This is a genomic window from Enterococcus gallinarum NBRC 100675, assembly GCF_001544275.1.
Lineage (GTDB): Bacteria > Bacillota > Bacilli > Lactobacillales > Enterococcaceae > Enterococcus_D > Enterococcus_D gallinarum.
In genome coordinates, this window is the sequence record NZ_BCQE01000035.1 from 1 (window position 1) to 17159 (window position 17159).

The 17159-nt window shown below is 40.9% G+C and carries 14 protein-coding genes; 13 read left to right on the forward strand and 1 reads right to left on the reverse strand.

The genetic code is table 11. The annotated features are described in order from the left end of the window. Positions 1 to 439: 439 nt before the first annotated feature. Genes xerC through EG2_RS15900 form a run of 5 tightly spaced genes read left to right on the forward strand, consistent with a single transcriptional unit; the run spans position 440 to position 5029 of the window. The gene (gene xerC, locus EG2_RS15880) at positions 440 to 1357 is read left to right on the forward strand and encodes a tyrosine recombinase XerC (RefSeq protein WP_060815384.1); all 918 of its coding nucleotides are present in this window, start codon (positions 440 to 442) and stop codon (positions 1355 to 1357) included. Positions 1358 to 1382: 25 nt separating this feature from the next. Beyond that, the gene (gene hslV, locus EG2_RS15885; protein ID WP_003126982.1) at positions 1383 to 1925 is read left to right on the forward strand and encodes an ATP-dependent protease subunit HslV; all 543 of its coding nucleotides are present in this window, start codon (positions 1383 to 1385) and stop codon (positions 1923 to 1925) included. Positions 1926 to 1939: 14 nt separating this feature from the next. Beyond that, positions 1940 to 3337 carry an ATP-dependent protease ATPase subunit HslU gene (hslU, locus tag EG2_RS15890; protein WP_060815385.1) on the forward strand — a complete coding sequence of 466 codons (1398 nt, stop codon included), beginning with the start codon at positions 1940 to 1942 and terminating at the stop codon, positions 3335 to 3337. 13 nt (positions 3338 to 3350) lie between these two features. Next, entirely contained in the window at positions 3351 to 4142 is a 792-nt protein-coding gene (gene codY / locus EG2_RS15895; RefSeq protein ID WP_003126985.1) for a GTP-sensing pleiotropic transcriptional regulator CodY, read from the forward strand. 11 nt (positions 4143 to 4153) lie between these two features. Further along, a complete protein-coding gene (locus EG2_RS15900) occupies positions 4154 to 5029 on the forward strand; it encodes an aldose 1-epimerase family protein (RefSeq protein WP_060815386.1) in 876 nt (291 codons plus the stop codon). A 64-nt stretch (positions 5030 to 5093) separates the two neighbouring features. Here EG2_RS15900 and plsY read toward each other — a convergent pair whose 3' ends face one another. Next, positions 5094 to 5723 (reverse strand): glycerol-3-phosphate 1-O-acyltransferase PlsY, encoded by a 630-nt coding sequence (gene plsY, locus EG2_RS15905; RefSeq protein ID WP_060815387.1) that lies wholly within the window; start codon positions 5721 to 5723, stop codon positions 5094 to 5096. Between the two features lie 278 nt (positions 5724 to 6001). On the opposite strand from plsY, the gene parE reads away from it, so the two are divergent. The 8 genes from parE (at position 6002) to EG2_RS15945 (ending at position 17132) form a co-directional block, all read left to right on the forward strand. Beyond that, entirely contained in the window at positions 6002 to 8026 is a 2025-nt protein-coding gene (parE, locus tag EG2_RS15910; protein WP_172461417.1) for a DNA topoisomerase IV subunit B, read from the forward strand. 11 nt (positions 8027 to 8037) lie between these two features. Beyond that, positions 8038 to 10500, forward strand: a complete 2463-nt coding sequence (parC, locus tag EG2_RS15915; protein WP_060815389.1) for a DNA topoisomerase IV subunit A — start codon at positions 8038 to 8040, stop codon at positions 10498 to 10500. Positions 10501 to 10769: 269 nt separating this feature from the next. Then, positions 10770 to 12998, forward strand: coding sequence for a formate C-acetyltransferase (gene pflB, locus EG2_RS15920; RefSeq protein ID WP_060815390.1), 2229 nt, complete (start codon positions 10770 to 10772; stop codon positions 12996 to 12998). A gap of 269 nt (positions 12999 to 13267) precedes the next feature. After that, entirely contained in the window at positions 13268 to 14023 is a 756-nt protein-coding gene (pflA, locus tag EG2_RS15925; protein WP_003126995.1) for a pyruvate formate-lyase-activating protein, read from the forward strand. A gap of 86 nt (positions 14024 to 14109) precedes the next feature. After that, positions 14110 to 15036: a manganese-dependent inorganic pyrophosphatase gene (locus tag EG2_RS15930; RefSeq protein WP_060815391.1), complete on the forward strand. Its 927-nt coding sequence runs from the start codon at positions 14110 to 14112 to the stop codon at positions 15034 to 15036. A gap of 178 nt (positions 15037 to 15214) precedes the next feature. Next, positions 15215 to 16021, forward strand: coding sequence for a DUF1803 domain-containing protein (locus EG2_RS15935; RefSeq protein WP_060815392.1), 807 nt, complete (start codon positions 15215 to 15217; stop codon positions 16019 to 16021). A 187-nt stretch (positions 16022 to 16208) separates the two neighbouring features. Further along, positions 16209 to 16652: a hypothetical protein gene (locus EG2_RS15940; RefSeq protein ID WP_060815393.1), complete on the forward strand. Its 444-nt coding sequence runs from the start codon at positions 16209 to 16211 to the stop codon at positions 16650 to 16652. Between the two features lie 69 nt (positions 16653 to 16721). After that, a complete protein-coding gene (locus tag EG2_RS15945) occupies positions 16722 to 17132 on the forward strand; it encodes a hypothetical protein (RefSeq protein WP_005472313.1) in 411 nt (136 codons plus the stop codon). Positions 17133 to 17159 lie beyond the last annotated feature (27 nt).

The following is a 17159-nucleotide window of genomic DNA, read 5'->3' on the forward strand; positions in this document are numbered from 1 at the left end:
AAAAGAATCACAACGAGTGGCTTGCGAAGCAGAGAGTTGATGATGAGCAGTACTAGGCGAACGAGGGGAGCGTAGTAACCTTGAAAAGAATCACAACGAGTGGCAGAACAGATGATGAGCAGCGGGGAACGAAGTGAGGGTAGCAACCTTGAAAGGATTCCCTACGGCTGACTCTGGAAAGAGTAGAACGCAAGGTCTACTTAGCTCAAAATGAGAATCTACTGTAGGCAAAGCAAGTGCCATGTTGAATTTGGGGCAAGACCTTCGCAAATTTTTGTGTAAATCATAACAATCAAAAAAAGCTTCGAGAAACCTGCAGATCTTTTCTAAATTCTCCCTTAAAGAATTTTCATAATTATGTCTAAACTTTGAAATATTGGTTAAATTCTGACAATTCGTTTGTTTTTTTTAAAACTCTGTGATACAGTTATTTCGAGTCATGAAATGGGGGATTAGTTTGCCGGAGAACGAACTTAAAAATGATTTTTTTCGTTATCTAATTGTTGAACGAGGCTATTCTGATAAGACCAAGTCTGCTTACCAAGAAGATATGGAGGATTTCTTTCGTTTTTTAAAAGAGTCTGGCAATGAAGACTTTCTTGCCATTGATCACCGTGACGTCAGAGTATATCTTAGTTTTTTAAATGAGCGCAATTACAGTCGCAATTCGATCAGCCGTAAGATGGCCAGTTTGCGGTCGTTCTATCACTTTTTAACGAAACACGAAGTCATTAAAGAAAATCCATTCGCTTATATTCACTTAAAGAAAAAGAACGCAAAATTACCGCGTTTTTTTTATGAAAAAGAAATGGAGGCACTTTTTGAAAGTGTAAAAGGGCACGAACCTTTGCAGCAACGAAATCGAGCTTTGTTGGAGGTCCTGTATGGCTCCGGGCTGCGGGTCAGTGAATGCAGCAACCTAACCTTGTTAGACATTGATTGGGAGAATGGTGTATTGTTGATCCATGGGAAAGGGAACAAGGATCGTTATGTTCCTTTTGGCAGCTATGCGCAAGAAGCATTGCGAGACTATGTCTCAGCTGGACGCCAACAGTTGATGGAGAAACACCACAAACAGCATGAGATTGTTTTCGTCAATCATTTAGGGGACGGAATCACAGCGACGGGGATTGAGTATGTGTTGAATCAAATCATTCGTAAAAGTAGTTTGGACAGCAAGATCCACCCCCACATGTTGAGGCACACATTTGCCACTCACTTATTAAATCACGGGGCTGATATGCGAACCGTTCAAGAATTGTTAGGCCATGCCAACTTATCTACGACGCAGATCTATGCCCATGTCACAAAAGACAGCTTGCAAAAAAATTACCGCCAATTTCATCCAAGAGCTTAAAAATTGGCGACAGGAGGAAAGAATTATGAAATCACCTTTTCATTCAACAACGATTTGTGCTGTTGAAAAAGATGGCAAATTCGCAATGGCCGGAGATGGTCAAGTAACAATGGGAGAACAAGTCGTCATGAAGGGGACGGCACGCAAAGTACGCCGAATCTATAACGGTGAAGTCGTAGTTGGATTTGCTGGAAGTGTGGCAGATGCTTTCACACTGGAAGAAAAATTTGAAGGAAAACTCAATGAATACAACGGCAACTTACAACGTGCTGCTGTTGAGTTAGCGCAAGAATGGCGGACACAGCAATCGATGCAGAAACTAGAAGCAATGCTGATCGTGATGAATCAGGAAGAAATGCTCTTGGTTTCTGGGACAGGAGAAGTCATTTCACCAGATGAAGGGATTTTGGCTATCGGTTCTGGCGGCAATTATGCACTCGCTGCAGCCAGAGCGATGAAACGTTACGGCGGTGATCTTTCTGCAAAAGAAATTGCTGAAGGAGCATTGAATATCGCCGCTGATATTTGTGTCTTTACCAATCACAACATTATTGTTGAAGAGTTTTAAAGAGGGATGAAGCTATGACAAATCAAAATATATCACCAAAAGAAATCGTCAAAGAATTAGATCAATATATTGTTGGTCAAACTAGTGCCAAGAAATCTGTTGCAGTAGCTTTACGTAATCGCTACCGTCGTCTCCAGTTGGATGAGAAAATGCAGCAAGATGTGACGCCGAAGAATATTTTAATGATCGGACCGACCGGTGTCGGAAAAACAGAAATTGCTCGCCGATTAGCGAAGATCGTTGATGCGCCTTTCGTTAAATTAGAAGCAACTAAGTTCACTGAAGTCGGTTATGTCGGACGTGACGTGGAATCAATGATTCGGGATCTTGTGGAAAATGCCATCCAGATCGTAAAAAAAGAGCAATATAAAAATGTTCGACTGCAGGCAGAAAAGAAAGCCAATCGTCGACTGGTTAAAATACTGGTACCTGGAATCAAAAAAGAACAAAAGAAATCCACGAATCCATATGAACAAATGATGAATATGTTCAATCCTGCGCAGCAGGCAGAAGAACCAAAAGAAGAACTGACGGACGAAATCCGCAGCAACCGTCAAGCCATTTATGAGCAATTAGAAAAAGGCTTATTGGACAATCGTGAAGTAACGATCCAGGTGGATGAACCAAAAACGCAGTCACCAATGATGAACAATGGATTGGAACAAATGGGGATCGATTTGAATGAAACATTAGGTGCATTGAAACCGCAAAAGAAAATCGAACGGACAGTAACGGTAAAAGAAGCTCGAGAATTATTGATCCAAGAGGAATCTTCAAAATTAGTGAATGATGCGGATATCCATAGTGCGGCATTGCGTTTAGCCGAATCTAGCGGGATCATCTTCCTTGATGAAATCGATAAGATCACATCAAAATCGCAACAATCAGGCGAAGTTTCTCGTGAAGGTGTGCAACGGGATATTTTACCGATCGTGGAAGGATCACAAGTCAACACGAAATACGGCCCTTTACAAACTGACCATATCCTATTCATTGCTTCAGGTGCCTTTCATTTATCAAAACCAAGTGATTTGATCCCTGAATTACAAGGACGCTTCCCGATTCGTGTAGAGCTTGATGATTTAACAAAAGAAGACTTTGTCAAGATCCTGACGGAGCCAAACAATGCTTTGATCAAGCAATATATTGCCTTGTTGGGAACAGAGAATGTGACAGTCACTTTTACGCTGGAAGCAATCCAAAAAATTGCGGAAATTGCCTTTCAAGTCAATCGCGATACAGATAACATTGGCGCCCGTCGCTTACACACGATTCTAGAAAAGTTACTTGAAGACTTATTGTTTGAAGCATCCGACATGCAAATGGGTGAAATCACTATTACAGAAGCGTACGTTGAAGACAAACTTGCTTCTATTGCCAAAGACGAAGACCTAAGCCGGTATATTTTATAAAGGGAGAGAACCAATGAAAACACTTTTAGAAAAGACACGACAAATCAATGAACTACTGCAACAAAAAAATACCTTCAATCTGGCATCTGATTTGCCTTATGATAAAATGGCGGTCATTTTAGGTGACATACTCGATAGCAATGCTTATATTATCAGTAGTGATGGTAGTGTGTTGGGATTCGTTGAGACGCATGATGTCAACAATGAACGTATCAAAAAGATGTTTGTAGAAAAACAGTTTCCTAAAAATTATACAAGTTTAGTAGATAATTTATCTTCGACAGAAGCAAATGTTCCCATCAGCAACGATATGACTGCTTTTCCTATTGAGATGCGGGAGTTATATCCGAATGGTTTAACAACAATCGTACCCATTTATGGTGCAGGCGAACGGTTGGGCACGATCATCTTGTCTCGGATCGAAAAAACGTTCGATGACGATGATCTAGTCTTAGCAGAATACAGTGCAACTGTAGTTGGCATGCAGTTTCTTTATCAAAAATCCCGCAATATAGAAGAAGACGTTCGTAGTGCGACTGCGGTACAAATGGCGATCAATACACTGTCATACAGCGAATTGAAAGCTGTCCAAGCGATTTTTGAAGCATTAGAAGGGGATGAAGGACGATTGACCGCTTCTAGTATTGCGGATCGGATCGGTATTACACGTTCTGTCATTGTAAATGCATTGCGTAAACTGGAATCAGCAGGTATTATTGAGTCACGTTCCTTGGGAATGAAAGGAACTTATTTAAAAGTGTTGAATAGTCGTTTCAAAGAGGAATTGAACAAACATCAATATTAGGAGATGGCGATATGACAGTTACGATCAGCGCAGGGCATTTGCAGGCAACAATTGCCGAAAAAGGAGCCGAACTGCAAAGTTTGATTGATGTGAATACCAACTTAGAGTATATTTGGCAAGCTGATCCTGCACATTGGGGAAAGCATGCACCAATCTTATTTCCGATAGTGGGTGCGTTGAAGGACAATCAATACCGCTACAAAGGGGAAACGTATCATCTGCCACGGCATGGTTTTGCTCGAGACATGACGTTTGAAGTCGTGGAGCACAAAGTTGATTATGTTCGTTTACTACTAGCTAGCAGTGAGGAGACAAAGAGCAACTATCCCTTTGATTTTCAGTTGTTTGTTAGTTACGAATTAGGTGGAGACGGTCTTGTGGTCAAGTATCAAGTCGTAAATGATAGTCAGGAAGACATGTTCTTCTCTATCGGTGGTCATCCTGCATTCAATGTACCGTTAGGAGAGGATAATGTATTTGAAGATTTTTATCTCACATTCTCACCTAAGAAATCTCGTGTAAAATTGCCGTTGGTAGGCAATTATATCGATCTGGAGCAGCGGACATTGGGACAAACGAACACTGATCTACGGTTGACTCATGAGATGTTTAAGAACGATGCCTTGATTTATGAAACGAAAGGGTTGAATTCTTTTTCGATCCGCAGTGAAAAATCTCCTCACAGTGTGACATTGAGCTATAACAATATGCCTTACGTTGGCTTTTGGACGACTTATCCAGTAGAATCTCCTTTTTTATGTATTGAACCATGGGTAGGTATTGCAGATACCTTAGAGACTAGTGGCGAACTACATGAAAAAACAGGAATCCAACGCTTGGCAGCCAACGAGCAATTTGAAACGAAGTATTCGATCACAGTTAAGTAAGCCTATGTGAATAAGAAAAAAAGAAGCTGGGACGAAAGTCATGAATGACTTTTCCCAGCTTCTCCTATTCTTTTTTATTAAGACCAAAAGAGATACGGCTCTCTGTGCCGTCTTTGATCCGCTTGATATTTTCACGATGACGGATAAAAATAAAACAGGTGACACCAATTGCGATACACGTCAATAACCAATTTGGTTTTGGTAAAATCATTGGTGCGACATAAGGCAATAGAATTGTCGACAAAGTGATCAAGCAGGCTGCAATCATACTTGTCAGGCTGACCATGCTGGTTATGAACAAACAAATCACAAAAATAAGCGCTGAATAAATGAAGAAAATTGGATTGTAGCCTAAAAGCATGCCTGCGCTTGTCGCCACCGCTTTCCCGCCTTTGAATTTGGCAAAAATTGGAAACGTGTGACCTAGAATAGCACAAACACCAAACCAAAGAGGATTGATTGTTGTGACTGAAAAGATCGCCGGCAAGCAAGTAGCCAGGGTACCTTTCAGAATATCCATCAATAAAACAATGACGCCAGCTGATTTGCCAAGAACACGAAAGGTATTCGTAGTTCCTGTATTCCCGCTGCCAAATTGGCGAATGTCTTTTTTGAAGAATAGTTGACCGATCCAGACACCAGATGGAATCGAACCGAGCAAATAAGCAATAAATAGTAACAGAATCGTCTTCATGATAACCCACTTTCCTTGAAAGTCTAGAGCAATTTTAGCATGAAACCGTCGCAGCAACAATAAGAAAATACTGAAGCTATGGATAAACGAGCAATGATAGATGGACCATCCAAAAGCTAAAAGTGACTTTGCCTTGTCGAACGGTGGGAAAAAGGATAAGATAGTTTAGAAAAATGTTCGCTTGAAAAAAGCCGATTTTATGTTAAGATTTTTTTTGCGAATCATTCATGTTGGGTTTCCGCAGAAACCCACTTAATTTAGTTAAAGGAGCGGTGGCTTTGGCAAAGAAAACCACAGAGTATAATGATGCCTCGATACAAGTCCTAGAAGGCTTGGAGGCAGTGAGAAAGCGACCTGGTATGTATATCGGATCGACTGACGGCCGAGGCTTGCACCATTTGGTCTACGAAATCGTTGATAATGCGGTCGACGAAGCACTATCAGGATTCGGGAATGAAATTGATGTCACTATCCACAAAGATAATAGTATCAGTGTGCGAGACAATGGTCGTGGAATGCCAGTGGGAATGCATGCTTCAGGAATCCCAACAGTCGAAGTCATCTTTACTGTACTGCATGCTGGCGGTAAATTTGGCCAAGGGGGCTATAAGACATCAGGTGGACTCCACGGAGTGGGTGCCAGTGTCGTAAATGCTTTATCAAGCTGGCTAGAAGTTTCTATCGTACGAGATGGTATCGAATACCAAGAGAAATTCAAAGATGGTGGCAAACCTGACGGTACATTGAAAAAAATCGGAAAGACGCGGAAAGCAACTGGAACGACCGTACGTTTCAAGCCGGATGACACGATTTTTACAACAACGAAATTTTCTTATGACACGTTAGCAGAACGATTGCGAGAATCAGCTTTCTTATTAAAAGGAGTGAAAATCACTCTGACAGATGAGCGGGCTGAATTGCAGCAAGAGGTCTTTTTATTTGAAGAAGGAATCAAAGAATTTGTTGATTATTTAAACGAAGAAAAAGATACACTGACGCCTGTTGTGTATTTTTCTGGCACAAAAGAAGCAATCGAAGTGGAAGTTGCTTTCCAATATAATGATGGGTATTCCGAAAATGTCCTGTCATTTGTAAATAATGTGCGTACGAAAGACGGCGGTACCCATGAAGTGGGAATGAAGATCTCTATGACTAAAGCTTTCAATGAATATGCTCGAAAGGTCGGACTGCTGAAAGAAAAAGACAAAAATCTGGAAGGCAGTGATTTTCGGGAAGGTTTAGCGGCAGTTCTGTCGATTCGGGTACCAGAGAATCTGCTTCAATTTGAAGGTCAAACAAAAGAAAAACTAGGAACGCCGATCGCACGAAATGCGGTAGACAATGTGATTGGTGAACAACTGGGTTATTACTTGCAAGAAAATAGCGAGATGAGCCAAATGCTTGTCCGTAAAGCCATCAAGGCTCGGGAAGCGCGGGAAGCTGCTCGGAAAGCACGAGAAGAAAGCCGCAGTGGGAAAAAGCGTAAAAAGGGCGAATCGTTGTTATCTGGAAAATTGACACCAGCCCAATCTCGTAATCCGAAAAAAAATGAGTTGTACTTAGTCGAAGGAGACTCGGCTGGTGGATCAGCCAAACAAGGCCGAGACCGTAAGTTTCAAGCAATTCTTCCGTTACGTGGGAAAGTCATCAATACCGAGAAAGCCAAAATGCAAGACATTTTGAAAAATGAAGAAATCAATACTATGATCTACACGATCGGCGCAGGTGTTGGTCCAGAATTTTCGATCGAAGACTGCAATTATGACAAAGTGATCATCATGACCGATGCAGATACAGATGGTGCCCATATCCAAGTCTTGTTGCTGACCTTCTTTTATCGCTATATGAAACCATTGATCGAAGCTGGCAAAGTCTATATTGCATTGCCGCCTTTGTACAAAGTTTCAAAAGGCCTAGGCAAAAAAGCCGTAGTTGAATATGCCTGGACAGATGACGAATTAAACGCGGTGACCAAAAAAATTGGTAAAGGTTATATGCTGCAACGGTACAAAGGGTTAGGTGAGATGAATGCGGATCAACTTTGGGAGACAACGATGGACCCAGAAACAAGAACATTGATCCGTGTTCGAATCGATGATGCGGCACAAGCGGAACGACGGGTTACTACATTGATGGGTGATAAAGTAGAACCGCGGCGGAAGTGGATCGAAAGCCATGTCCAATTCAGCTTGGAAGAAGACGGCAGTATTTTAGAGAAAAAAGAAGAGACGATCCCTGGATTGGTCGAAGAAAAATTACAAGAAGCTGAGCAAATTTCAGCAATCAGCTTGTCTGAGGATTAGGAGGGGATCTCTTGGAACATAAAAACAATATACAAGAATTAACATTAGAAGAAGTGATGGGGGACCGTTTCGGTAGATACTCTAAATATATTATCCAAGAACGGGCATTACCGGATATTCGAGATGGCCTAAAGCCCGTTCAGCGACGAATTTTGTTTGCCATGAATCAAGATGGAAATACTTATGACAAAGGATTTCGTAAGTCTGCAAAATCAGTAGGGAATATCATGGGGAATTTTCATCCCCATGGAGATTCCAGTATTTATGAAGCCATGGTCCGTATGAGTCAAGACTGGAAATTACGACAAATCCTGATCGAAATGCACGGGAACAACGGGAGTATGGATGGTGATCCGCCAGCAGCTATGCGTTATACAGAAGCCCGTTTGTCTGAATTAAGCGGAGAATTATTGAAGGATATTGAAAAAGATACCGTTGAGTTAGTTTGGAATTTTGACGATACCGAAAAGGAACCAACTGTTTTGCCAGCAAAATATCCCAATCTGCTGGTCAACGGGTCGACAGGGATCTCTGCTGGTTATGCAACTGAAATTCCCACGCACAATTTAAGTGAAGTCATTGACGGAACGATTTATTTGATTGATCATCCGAATGCCTCGTTGGATAAATTGATGGAATTCATTCCAGGTCCAGATTTCCCAACTGGCGGCATCTTACAAGGAAAAGAAGAAATCAAGAAGGCATATGAAACAGGTCGCGGGAAAGTGATCTTACGTTCAAAGACTAGAATCGAAGATATCAAAGGCGGCAAACAGCAAATTGTCATCAATGAGATTCCTTACGAAGTCAATAAAGCGAATCTGGTCAAAAAAATGGATGAGATTCGTTTAAACAAAAAAATCGATGGGATTGCCGAGGTCCGGGACGAAACGGACCGTACCGGTTTGCAAATCGTGGTTGAGCTGAAAAAAGATGCCAATGCTCAAGGAATCTTGAACTATCTATTTAAAAATACGGAACTGCAAATCAACTACAATTTCAACATGGTAGCCATCGATGAAATGCGGCCGCAGCAAGTCGGGTTGAAACATATCTTAGAAAGTTATGTGAAACACCGTCGGGAAGTCATAGCTAAGCGGAGCCGTTATGAGCTGAAGAAAGCGCAGAAACGTCAGCACATCGTTGATGGGTTGATGAAGGCTCTTTCGATCCTCGATGAAGTGATCGCGACAATCCGCAGCAGTAAAGACAAAAAAGATGCAAAAAATAATCTGGTCGTTCAGCATGGGTTTACAGAAGAACAGGCAGAAGCCATTGTAACATTGCAATTGTATCGCTTGACTAATACAGATATCACGCAATTACAGGCAGAAGCCCAAGAATTAGCTGAAACGATTCGCGAATTGACGAAAATTTTGAATGAAGAAACGGAATTATTGAAAGTCATCAAAAAAGAGCTAAGAGAAATCAAGAAGAAATACCACTCTGATCGGATGACCGAGATTGAAGCAGAGATCCAAGAAATCAAAATCGAGACCCAAGTGCTTGTCGCCCAAGAAGACGTTGTGGTAACTGTTACGACAGATGGCTATGTCAAACGAAGCAGCTTGCGGTCTTATGGCGCTTCTAAGCCAGAAGAGTTAGGCATGAAAGAAGGCGATGCACTGCTTTATAGCGGGCAAGCAAGCACATTGGATCATTTGCTGCTGGTGACCAATAAAGGGAATGTCATTTATCGCCCAATTCATGAGTTGCCGGATCTCAAATGGAAAGATCTAGGGGAACATATTTCGCAAACGGTAATGAATCTAGCTACCGAAGAAACCATTTTAGCTGTATTCACTTATCAAGAACTTGATCCGCACAAGAATTTCGTGCTGATTAGCAAAAACGGTATGATCAAACAAACAAGAATGACAGAATTTGAACCTTGGCGTACGTACAAGAGTCGGCCATTGACTATGATGAAACTAAAAGATGAGGCCGATGAACTTGTCAACGTGTATTTAGCGGATCAAAATGAGCCGTTGGATGTCTTTTTAGTTAGTTATCGTGCTTTTGGCCTACGCTACCCATTAGCCGAAGTGCCTGTTGTTGGACCAAAAGCAGCTGGAGTCAAAGCGATGAATCTTAAAGAAGATGATCAGATCGTCAATGGATTGTTGGTTTACTCGGAAGGGGATACGCCTGTAATCATGGTCACTCAGCGAGGGGCGGTCAAACGAATGCTGGCTCAAGAAATCAGTCAGTTAGGACGAGCAAAACGGGGACTGATGGTTCTAAGAGAGTTGAAGAAAAATCCTCATCGGATCGTTTATATGGGAAGTGGCGAAAACCAATCCCTGATTTTGACTACTCAAAAGGGGCAAATGATCGAGATCGAGACGAATCAAATCCCAATCAATGACCGGACATCGAATGGGTCCTTTGTTACCGATGAAAAATCCGGTGGCTTGATCCATGAAGTTGCTCGAGTGATTGATCCTGCGATTCAAGAAGATTCTGTACTATAAGTTAAACGCGAAACACGCATCTGTACCAATACAGACGCGTGTTTTTTTCTATATAAATAATTTTTCACATTTTCAAAAAATGGACTTTAATAAAAAATTCACATTTGAAAAACGTTGGTATAAAAGCTGTTTCGTTACATTTTATATTATAATAGCTAATTTTGTTAAAAATAATTCTTGTAAATGCTTGCAATGCAAACGCTTTGTGTTATACTATTCACGTAAAGCTGTTACACTTAGTGAACAGAAATTTTAAGGAGGTCCATCAAATGGAACAATGGAATGGATTTAAAGGAAAAACTTGGAAAGAAGAAGTAAACGTACGCGACTTCATCCAAGAAAACTACACACCTTATGACGGAACAGACGAATTTTTAGCTGGCCCAACTGAAGCAACTACAAAGCTTTGGGATCAAGTTATGGACTTGAACAAGCAAGAACGTGACGCTGGCGGCGTTTTAGACATGGATACTAAAACCGTTTCAACGATCACTTCTCACGGCCCAGGCTATTTGAACAAAGAGTTAGAAACAGTTGTCGGGTTCCAAACAGACAAACCTTTCAAACGCAGCTTGCAACCGTTCGGCGGTATCCGAATGTCAGAACAATCAGCAGAATCTTATGGGTATGAAATTGATTCTGAAGTTTCTCACATCTTCCGTGACTACCGTAAAACACACAACCAAGGTGTATTTGATGCTTACACTCCTGAAATCAGAGCTGCACGCCGTTCTGGTGTTATCACTGGACTTCCTGATGCTTATGGTCGTGGTCGTATCATCGGTGACTACCGTCGCGTAGCATTGTATGGTGTGGATTACTTGATCAAAGAAAAACAACAAGACTTGTTGTATTGCGGCAATGGCACGATGTCAGACGATATCATTCGCCAACGTGAAGAATTAAGTGAACAAATTCGCGCATTAAGCGAATTGAAAGAACTTGGTACAATCTATGGTTTTGATATTTCTCAACCTGCACAAACTGCAAGAGAAGCTTTCCAATGGTTATATTTAGGTTATCTAGCAGCCATCAAAGAACAAAACGGGGCAGCAATGTCTCTAGGACGTACGTCAACTTTCTTAGATATCTATGTAGAACGCGACCTTAAAAATGGCGTGATCACAGAAGAAGAAGCACAAGAAATCGTTGACCATTTCGTAATGAAACTTCGTCTAGTGAAATTTGCCCGTACACCTGAATACAATGCATTATTCTCAGGTGACCCAACATGGGTTACAGAATCAATCGCTGGGATGGGTGAAGACGGACGCCACATGGTAACTAAAAACAGCTTCCGATTCTTGCACACACTAGCAAACTTGGGACCAGCTCCAGAACCAAACTTGACTGTTTTGTGGTCAACACGCTTGCCACACAACTTCAAAACATTCTGTGCGAAAATGTCTATCCAAACATCAGCAATCCAATATGAAAACGATGATGTAATGCGTGGACATTGGGGCGATGACTATGGAATCGCATGTTGTGTATCTGCTATGCGCATTGGTAAACAAATGCAATTCTTCGGTGCTCGTGCGAACTTAGCGAAAACGTTGTTGTATGCAATCAATGGCGGGGTCGACGAAAAATCAAAAGCGCAAGTGGGACCTAAATTCCAACCAATCACTTCAGAATATCTTGATTACAATGAAGTAATGGAAAAATATGACACAATGATGGACTGGATTTGTGATTTGTATGTCAATACATTGAACATTATCCACTACATGCATGATAAATATTCTTATGAACGAATTGAAATGGCCTTGCAAGACACAGATATCTTGCGTACGATGGCTACTGGTATCGCTGGATTCTCTGTAGCAGTTGACTCATTATCTGCTATCAAATATGCGAAAGTCCGCACAATTCGTGACGAAAACGGCATCGTTGAAGATTACGAAATCGAAGGCGACTATCCTAAATATGGAAACAACGATGATCGCGTAGACGATATTGCTGTTAACCTATTGAAAACCTTCATGAAGAAAGTAAAACGCACAAAAACTTACCGTAACTCAAAACATACAACATCGATCTTAACGATCACTTCAAACGTCGTTTATGGTAAGAAAACAGGGAACACTCCTGACGGACGCCGCGCTGGTGCGCCATTTGCCCCAGGTGCGAACCCAATGCACGGCCGCGATACACACGGTGCGTTGGCTAGTCTTTCATCTGTTGCGAAATTGCCATATGACTATTCATTAGATGGTATTTCAAATACATTCTCAATCGTACCTAAAGCATTAGGACGTGACGACGAAACACAACAAGAAAACCTAGCAACTATGTTGGATGGTTATGCAGCAAAAGGTGGTCACCACTTGAATATCAACGTATTCAACCGCGACACATTGCTTGATGCACAAGCGCATCCAGAAAAATACCCACAATTAACCATTCGTGTATCAGGTTATGCAGTTAACTTCATCAAGTTGACAAAAGAACAACAAGATGACGTTATCGCTCGTACCATGCACGAAGCAATGTAATAGCACAAAAAAAGGCGGCGGATGGAACATTCCGCCGCTATTGTTATGAATCACTGCGACTGCGAAGCAGAGCAGATGATGGATACGGGGAACGAAGAGACCGTAGTAACCGAAGTCCGGAGGGAATCACTGCGATTGTGAAGCAGAGCAGATGATGACAAGCGTAGTTTGTTCATCAAACTGTTGCCTCACTGCGAGTATGGGCGAGGAATCAATGGAATAAAACGATGCAACTTTATTTTTAGTTTCTTCAAGAAAGGAAGAGCAACATGTCAGTAACAGGACATATTCATTCAACAGAAAGTTTCGGATCAGTGGACGGACCAGGTATTCGCTTTATTGTCTTTATGCAAGGATGTCGGATGCGCTGTGAGTTTTGTCATAATCCAGATACTTGGAAAATCGGTGCCGGTATCGAACGGACGACAGATGACGTACTGGAAGAAGCACTCAAATATCGAGAATTTTGGGGAGAAAAAGGTGGGCTGACTGTTAGTGGCGGAGAACCATTGCTTCAGTTGGACTTCTTGATCGATCTTTTCCGGAAAGCCAAAGCTGCAGGGGTGAACACCACCTTAGATACGTGCGGAAAACCTTTTACTCGGGAAGAACCTTTTTTCAGCAAATTTCAAGAGTTGATGACTGTCACTGATTTGCTATTATTTGATATCAAGCATATTGATAATGATGCTCATAAGAAGCTGACCACACAATCCAACGACAACATCTTAGAAATGGCAAAATACCTTTCAGAAATCAATAAGCCAGTCTGGATCCGCCACGTGCTGGTGCCATTCAGAAGTGATTATGATGAGTTTTTGATCCGTTTAGATGCGTTTATCAAGACGTTGAATAATGTAGATAAAGTAGAGATTTTACCTTATCACACAATGGGTAAATATAAATGGGATGAATTAGGGCTGAAGTATCCACTGGAAGGAATTGAGCCGCCAACACAAGATCGCGTGAAAAATGCAAAAGAGTTGCTTCATGTCGATGACTATAAAGGTTATCTTACCCGTTAACAAGCGTAGAGAAGATAACTATTGATTCTTTCCTATTTTTTGCTATCATTAGAAAGTGGAAAATGAATGAATTAGGAGCGATCATTATGTCGAAAATATTAGTATTTGGACACCAAAATCCTGATACAGATGCTATTGGAGCAGCGATTGCTTTTGCACACTTGCAAAAGGAATTAGGAAAAGATACCGAAGCAGTTGCTCTTGGAACACCCAACGAAGAAACGCAATTTGCTTTGTCTCATTTTGAACTTGAAGCCCCTCGTGTGATTGAGCATATTGAGGCTGGTTCAGAAGTGATGCTTGTGGATCATAATGAGTTTCAACAAAGTGTAGAAGGGATCGCAGAAGCTGCCATTTTAGCTGTAGTTGACCATCATCGTATCGCCAACTTTGAAACTGCAAACCCTCTCTACTATCGTGCAGAACCTGTTGGCTGTACGAGTACGATCGTGTTGAAATTATACCGTGAGGCAAATGTAGAGATTCCAGCAGCTATTGCCGGAATCATGTTGTCAGCGATCGTTTCAGATACATTGTTGTTCAAGTCACCTACATGTACTGATGAAGATATCGCCGCTGCAAAAGAGCTAGCAGCAATTGCTAATGTGGATTTAGATGCGTACGGTCTGGATATGTTGAAAGCTGGAACAAATTTAACAACCAAAACGGCTGCTGAGTTGTTGGATCTAGATGCAAAAAGTTTTCCGATGGGTGGAAAAAACATTCGTATCGGTCAAGTAAATACTGTGGATTTGAATGAAGTGTTTAGCCGCCAAGAAGAGCTAGAAACAGCAATGAAGGCCGAAAATCAGGCAAAAGGCTATGACTTGTACTTATTAGTCGTTACAGATATTTTGAACAGCAATTCTGAATTGCTAGTGATTGGAGAGCCAACTGCACCGGTTGAAGCGGCGTTTAACGTTGTCTTGACAGCAAATCGTGCATTCTTACCGGGGGTTGTTTCTCGTAAAAAACAAGTTGTGCCGCAATTAACTGAAAGCTTTAATAACTAATAGCTAACAGGATAATACGGGCAAAAAAGATGAACATTTGAATTGGTCGGACAATCAGCAACTGCAGTCCTTTCACTGTAATGAAAGGTTTTTGGCTAGCAGGGAAGCGTAAGATTGTCCGGCTATTTTTGAATGGGGAGACGACCCTTCGAGTAGGAATGGAAAGAGAGCGAAAGACATGGAATTTTTTTATAGTAGTCATTATCAAGGGATTCAGAAAATTATTGATTCAGAGTTGTTCTTAAAACTGATTCTTTTCTTGAAAAAACAACAAAAACCACCAATCTTAAGAGAATTAAAACAAAATTTTCCAGAGAAAAATTTTGAAAAAACACTCGATCAGTTGATTGATGCTGGGATCATTAACCGAAAGGATCGTCGCTATCAAGTGGCATTTCCTATCTATTCTACAAAAGATCAGCAGAAGAGTCGTGAGCGTTGGCAACTACCTAATACGATAATTTCAGAAGCGTTGTCGTTCATTTTACAAGCGGAAATCATGAGTAATCAGCGCTTTTTCTATGCTTGTGAGGAAGGGGTGGTACAAGGATTCATTTATCGGCTAATCCATGAGTCTTTCCAGCTTATTTCTCTTTCCCAAGAAAAATGGCCAACAACGATTCCCGCTTTTTTTGCAGCAAATCGACAACTACTGTCATTGCCAATTTATCAGGAGCTGTTGCATTTGCTAGGGGATGTTGATGAGGCCTATTACTTAGATCAAATCAGTGTTATCTTTGAACGGGTGGCAAAACAGCGAAAAATCCGGCCAAGTATTTTTCTGACATCACTCATACAAGGAAATATTCTTCAGTCAGAACAGCATTTTGATCTTCCTATTTTTGAGCCTGCGTTTCTCACTGAGCAGAATGGGTCATCGATGGAAGGATTGTCCGAATTTGATCGGCGTACATTATTAGCAGATTATCTTGGAAAAACATCTAATCCGCAAACAATTCTCATCACGGAAATGATAAAATTTTAATAAACGTTCAGAAACAGAAAAGATAAAAAAGAAAGAATACGTTAAAACCCTCTTTGGGATAACGTTTTCTTTCTTTTTTTGCATTTTTTATTATTTGAAAATGATTAGAAAATAACGAGCGTATTAATTGATTGTTCTCATTTGAGGTGGTATGATAACTTTAGAATTTTGAAAGGGGGCGTAAAAATTGGAAGGAATCAAAGCATTTCATACAGAAGTGATTGAAGAAACAAGAAGCAAAGCAGAGATGATCACTTTTGTTTCGATGGCGGAAATTGAGCATGCACGAAAAGAACTTTGCGAAGCCGGTATTGAAGAAAGCCGCTTTTCTGATGGAGAATTAATTTTTGCACTTAAACAAAAAAATGAATATCAAGCAAATACAATCGTACCAATCGTGATCGACTGGTTGTTAATGAAAAACTATTTATTGACTCCGGCCCAAGCTATTCGTTTTTTGACGAATAAATTAGGACAGACAGAATCAGTATCTTTGAAAGCATTAGGAGATCTTGAGTTTGACGGGGATGGAAAATACTTTTTGATTGCCTGTCAATCAATGAATAAGCAAAATGAAAAAGTGTATAAAGTATATACAGATGGACAAGTGAAAGAACTTTGGCGGGCATGATCCTTTTTAGGATAGAGAGAAAGGTCATGCCTGTCTCTGAATGGATTAATCAAAGGTTGTGAGTCTCAGGTGAAATCAAATCAAAGAATCGTCTTTGCAAGTAGCCATGTCTTTATTTTTATTCTAAGTATGGTGTCGGCACTTTTATTTATTTTAAAAGTTCCTAACACATTTAATGCAAATCAAATTTTTTCAGAGAATATACATTTTTCAGACACAGTCTTTGATGTGGTCACAAGGCTTTTTTTATTGGGGATCTGTAGTTTATATACAACAGTCGCCAGTTTCTGGTCTTTTCGTTCTTGGCCTTATCTTTCAGCCGGAATTGGGATCGCTGCGGTCATAACGGCTTTCCAGATGAAAGTTCAATTCCATCCATTTTTGTTTGCTTTATTTTTGATCGTCGGTTTGTTTCAAGTAAGTGTCGCTTCTTATGTCGCTTTTGTTTCCAAAAAAAGAAGCAGCACTGAAACAGGTTGAACCAATCGTGTTCAAGCTGTTTTTTTT

What these genes read in the sequence shown, in the direction of transcription:
- codY (WP_003126985.1), top strand. Translation starts at nt 3,351, where the DNA reads ATGAAAACACTTTTAGAAAAGACACGACAAATCAATGAACTACTGCAA.
- EG2_RS15930 (WP_060815391.1), top strand. Translation starts at nt 14,110, where the DNA reads ATGTCGAAAATATTAGTATTTGGACACCAAAATCCTGATACAGATGCT.
- xerC (WP_060815384.1), top strand. Translation starts at nt 440, where the DNA reads ATGAAATGGGGGATTAGTTTGCCGGAGAACGAACTTAAAAATGATTTT.
- plsY (WP_060815387.1), bottom strand. Translation starts at nt 5,723, where the DNA reads ATGAAGACGATTCTGTTACTATTTATTGCTTATTTGCTCGGTTCGATT.
- hslV (WP_003126982.1), top strand. Translation starts at nt 1,383, where the DNA reads ATGAAATCACCTTTTCATTCAACAACGATTTGTGCTGTTGAAAAAGAT.
- pflA (WP_003126995.1), top strand. Translation starts at nt 13,268, where the DNA reads ATGTCAGTAACAGGACATATTCATTCAACAGAAAGTTTCGGATCAGTG.
- EG2_RS15900 (WP_060815386.1), top strand. Translation starts at nt 4,154, where the DNA reads ATGACAGTTACGATCAGCGCAGGGCATTTGCAGGCAACAATTGCCGAA.
- hslU (WP_060815385.1), top strand. Translation starts at nt 1,940, where the DNA reads ATGACAAATCAAAATATATCACCAAAAGAAATCGTCAAAGAATTAGAT.
- EG2_RS15935 (WP_060815392.1), top strand. Translation starts at nt 15,215, where the DNA reads ATGGAATTTTTTTATAGTAGTCATTATCAAGGGATTCAGAAAATTATT.
- pflB (WP_060815390.1), top strand. Translation starts at nt 10,770, where the DNA reads ATGGAACAATGGAATGGATTTAAAGGAAAAACTTGGAAAGAAGAAGTA.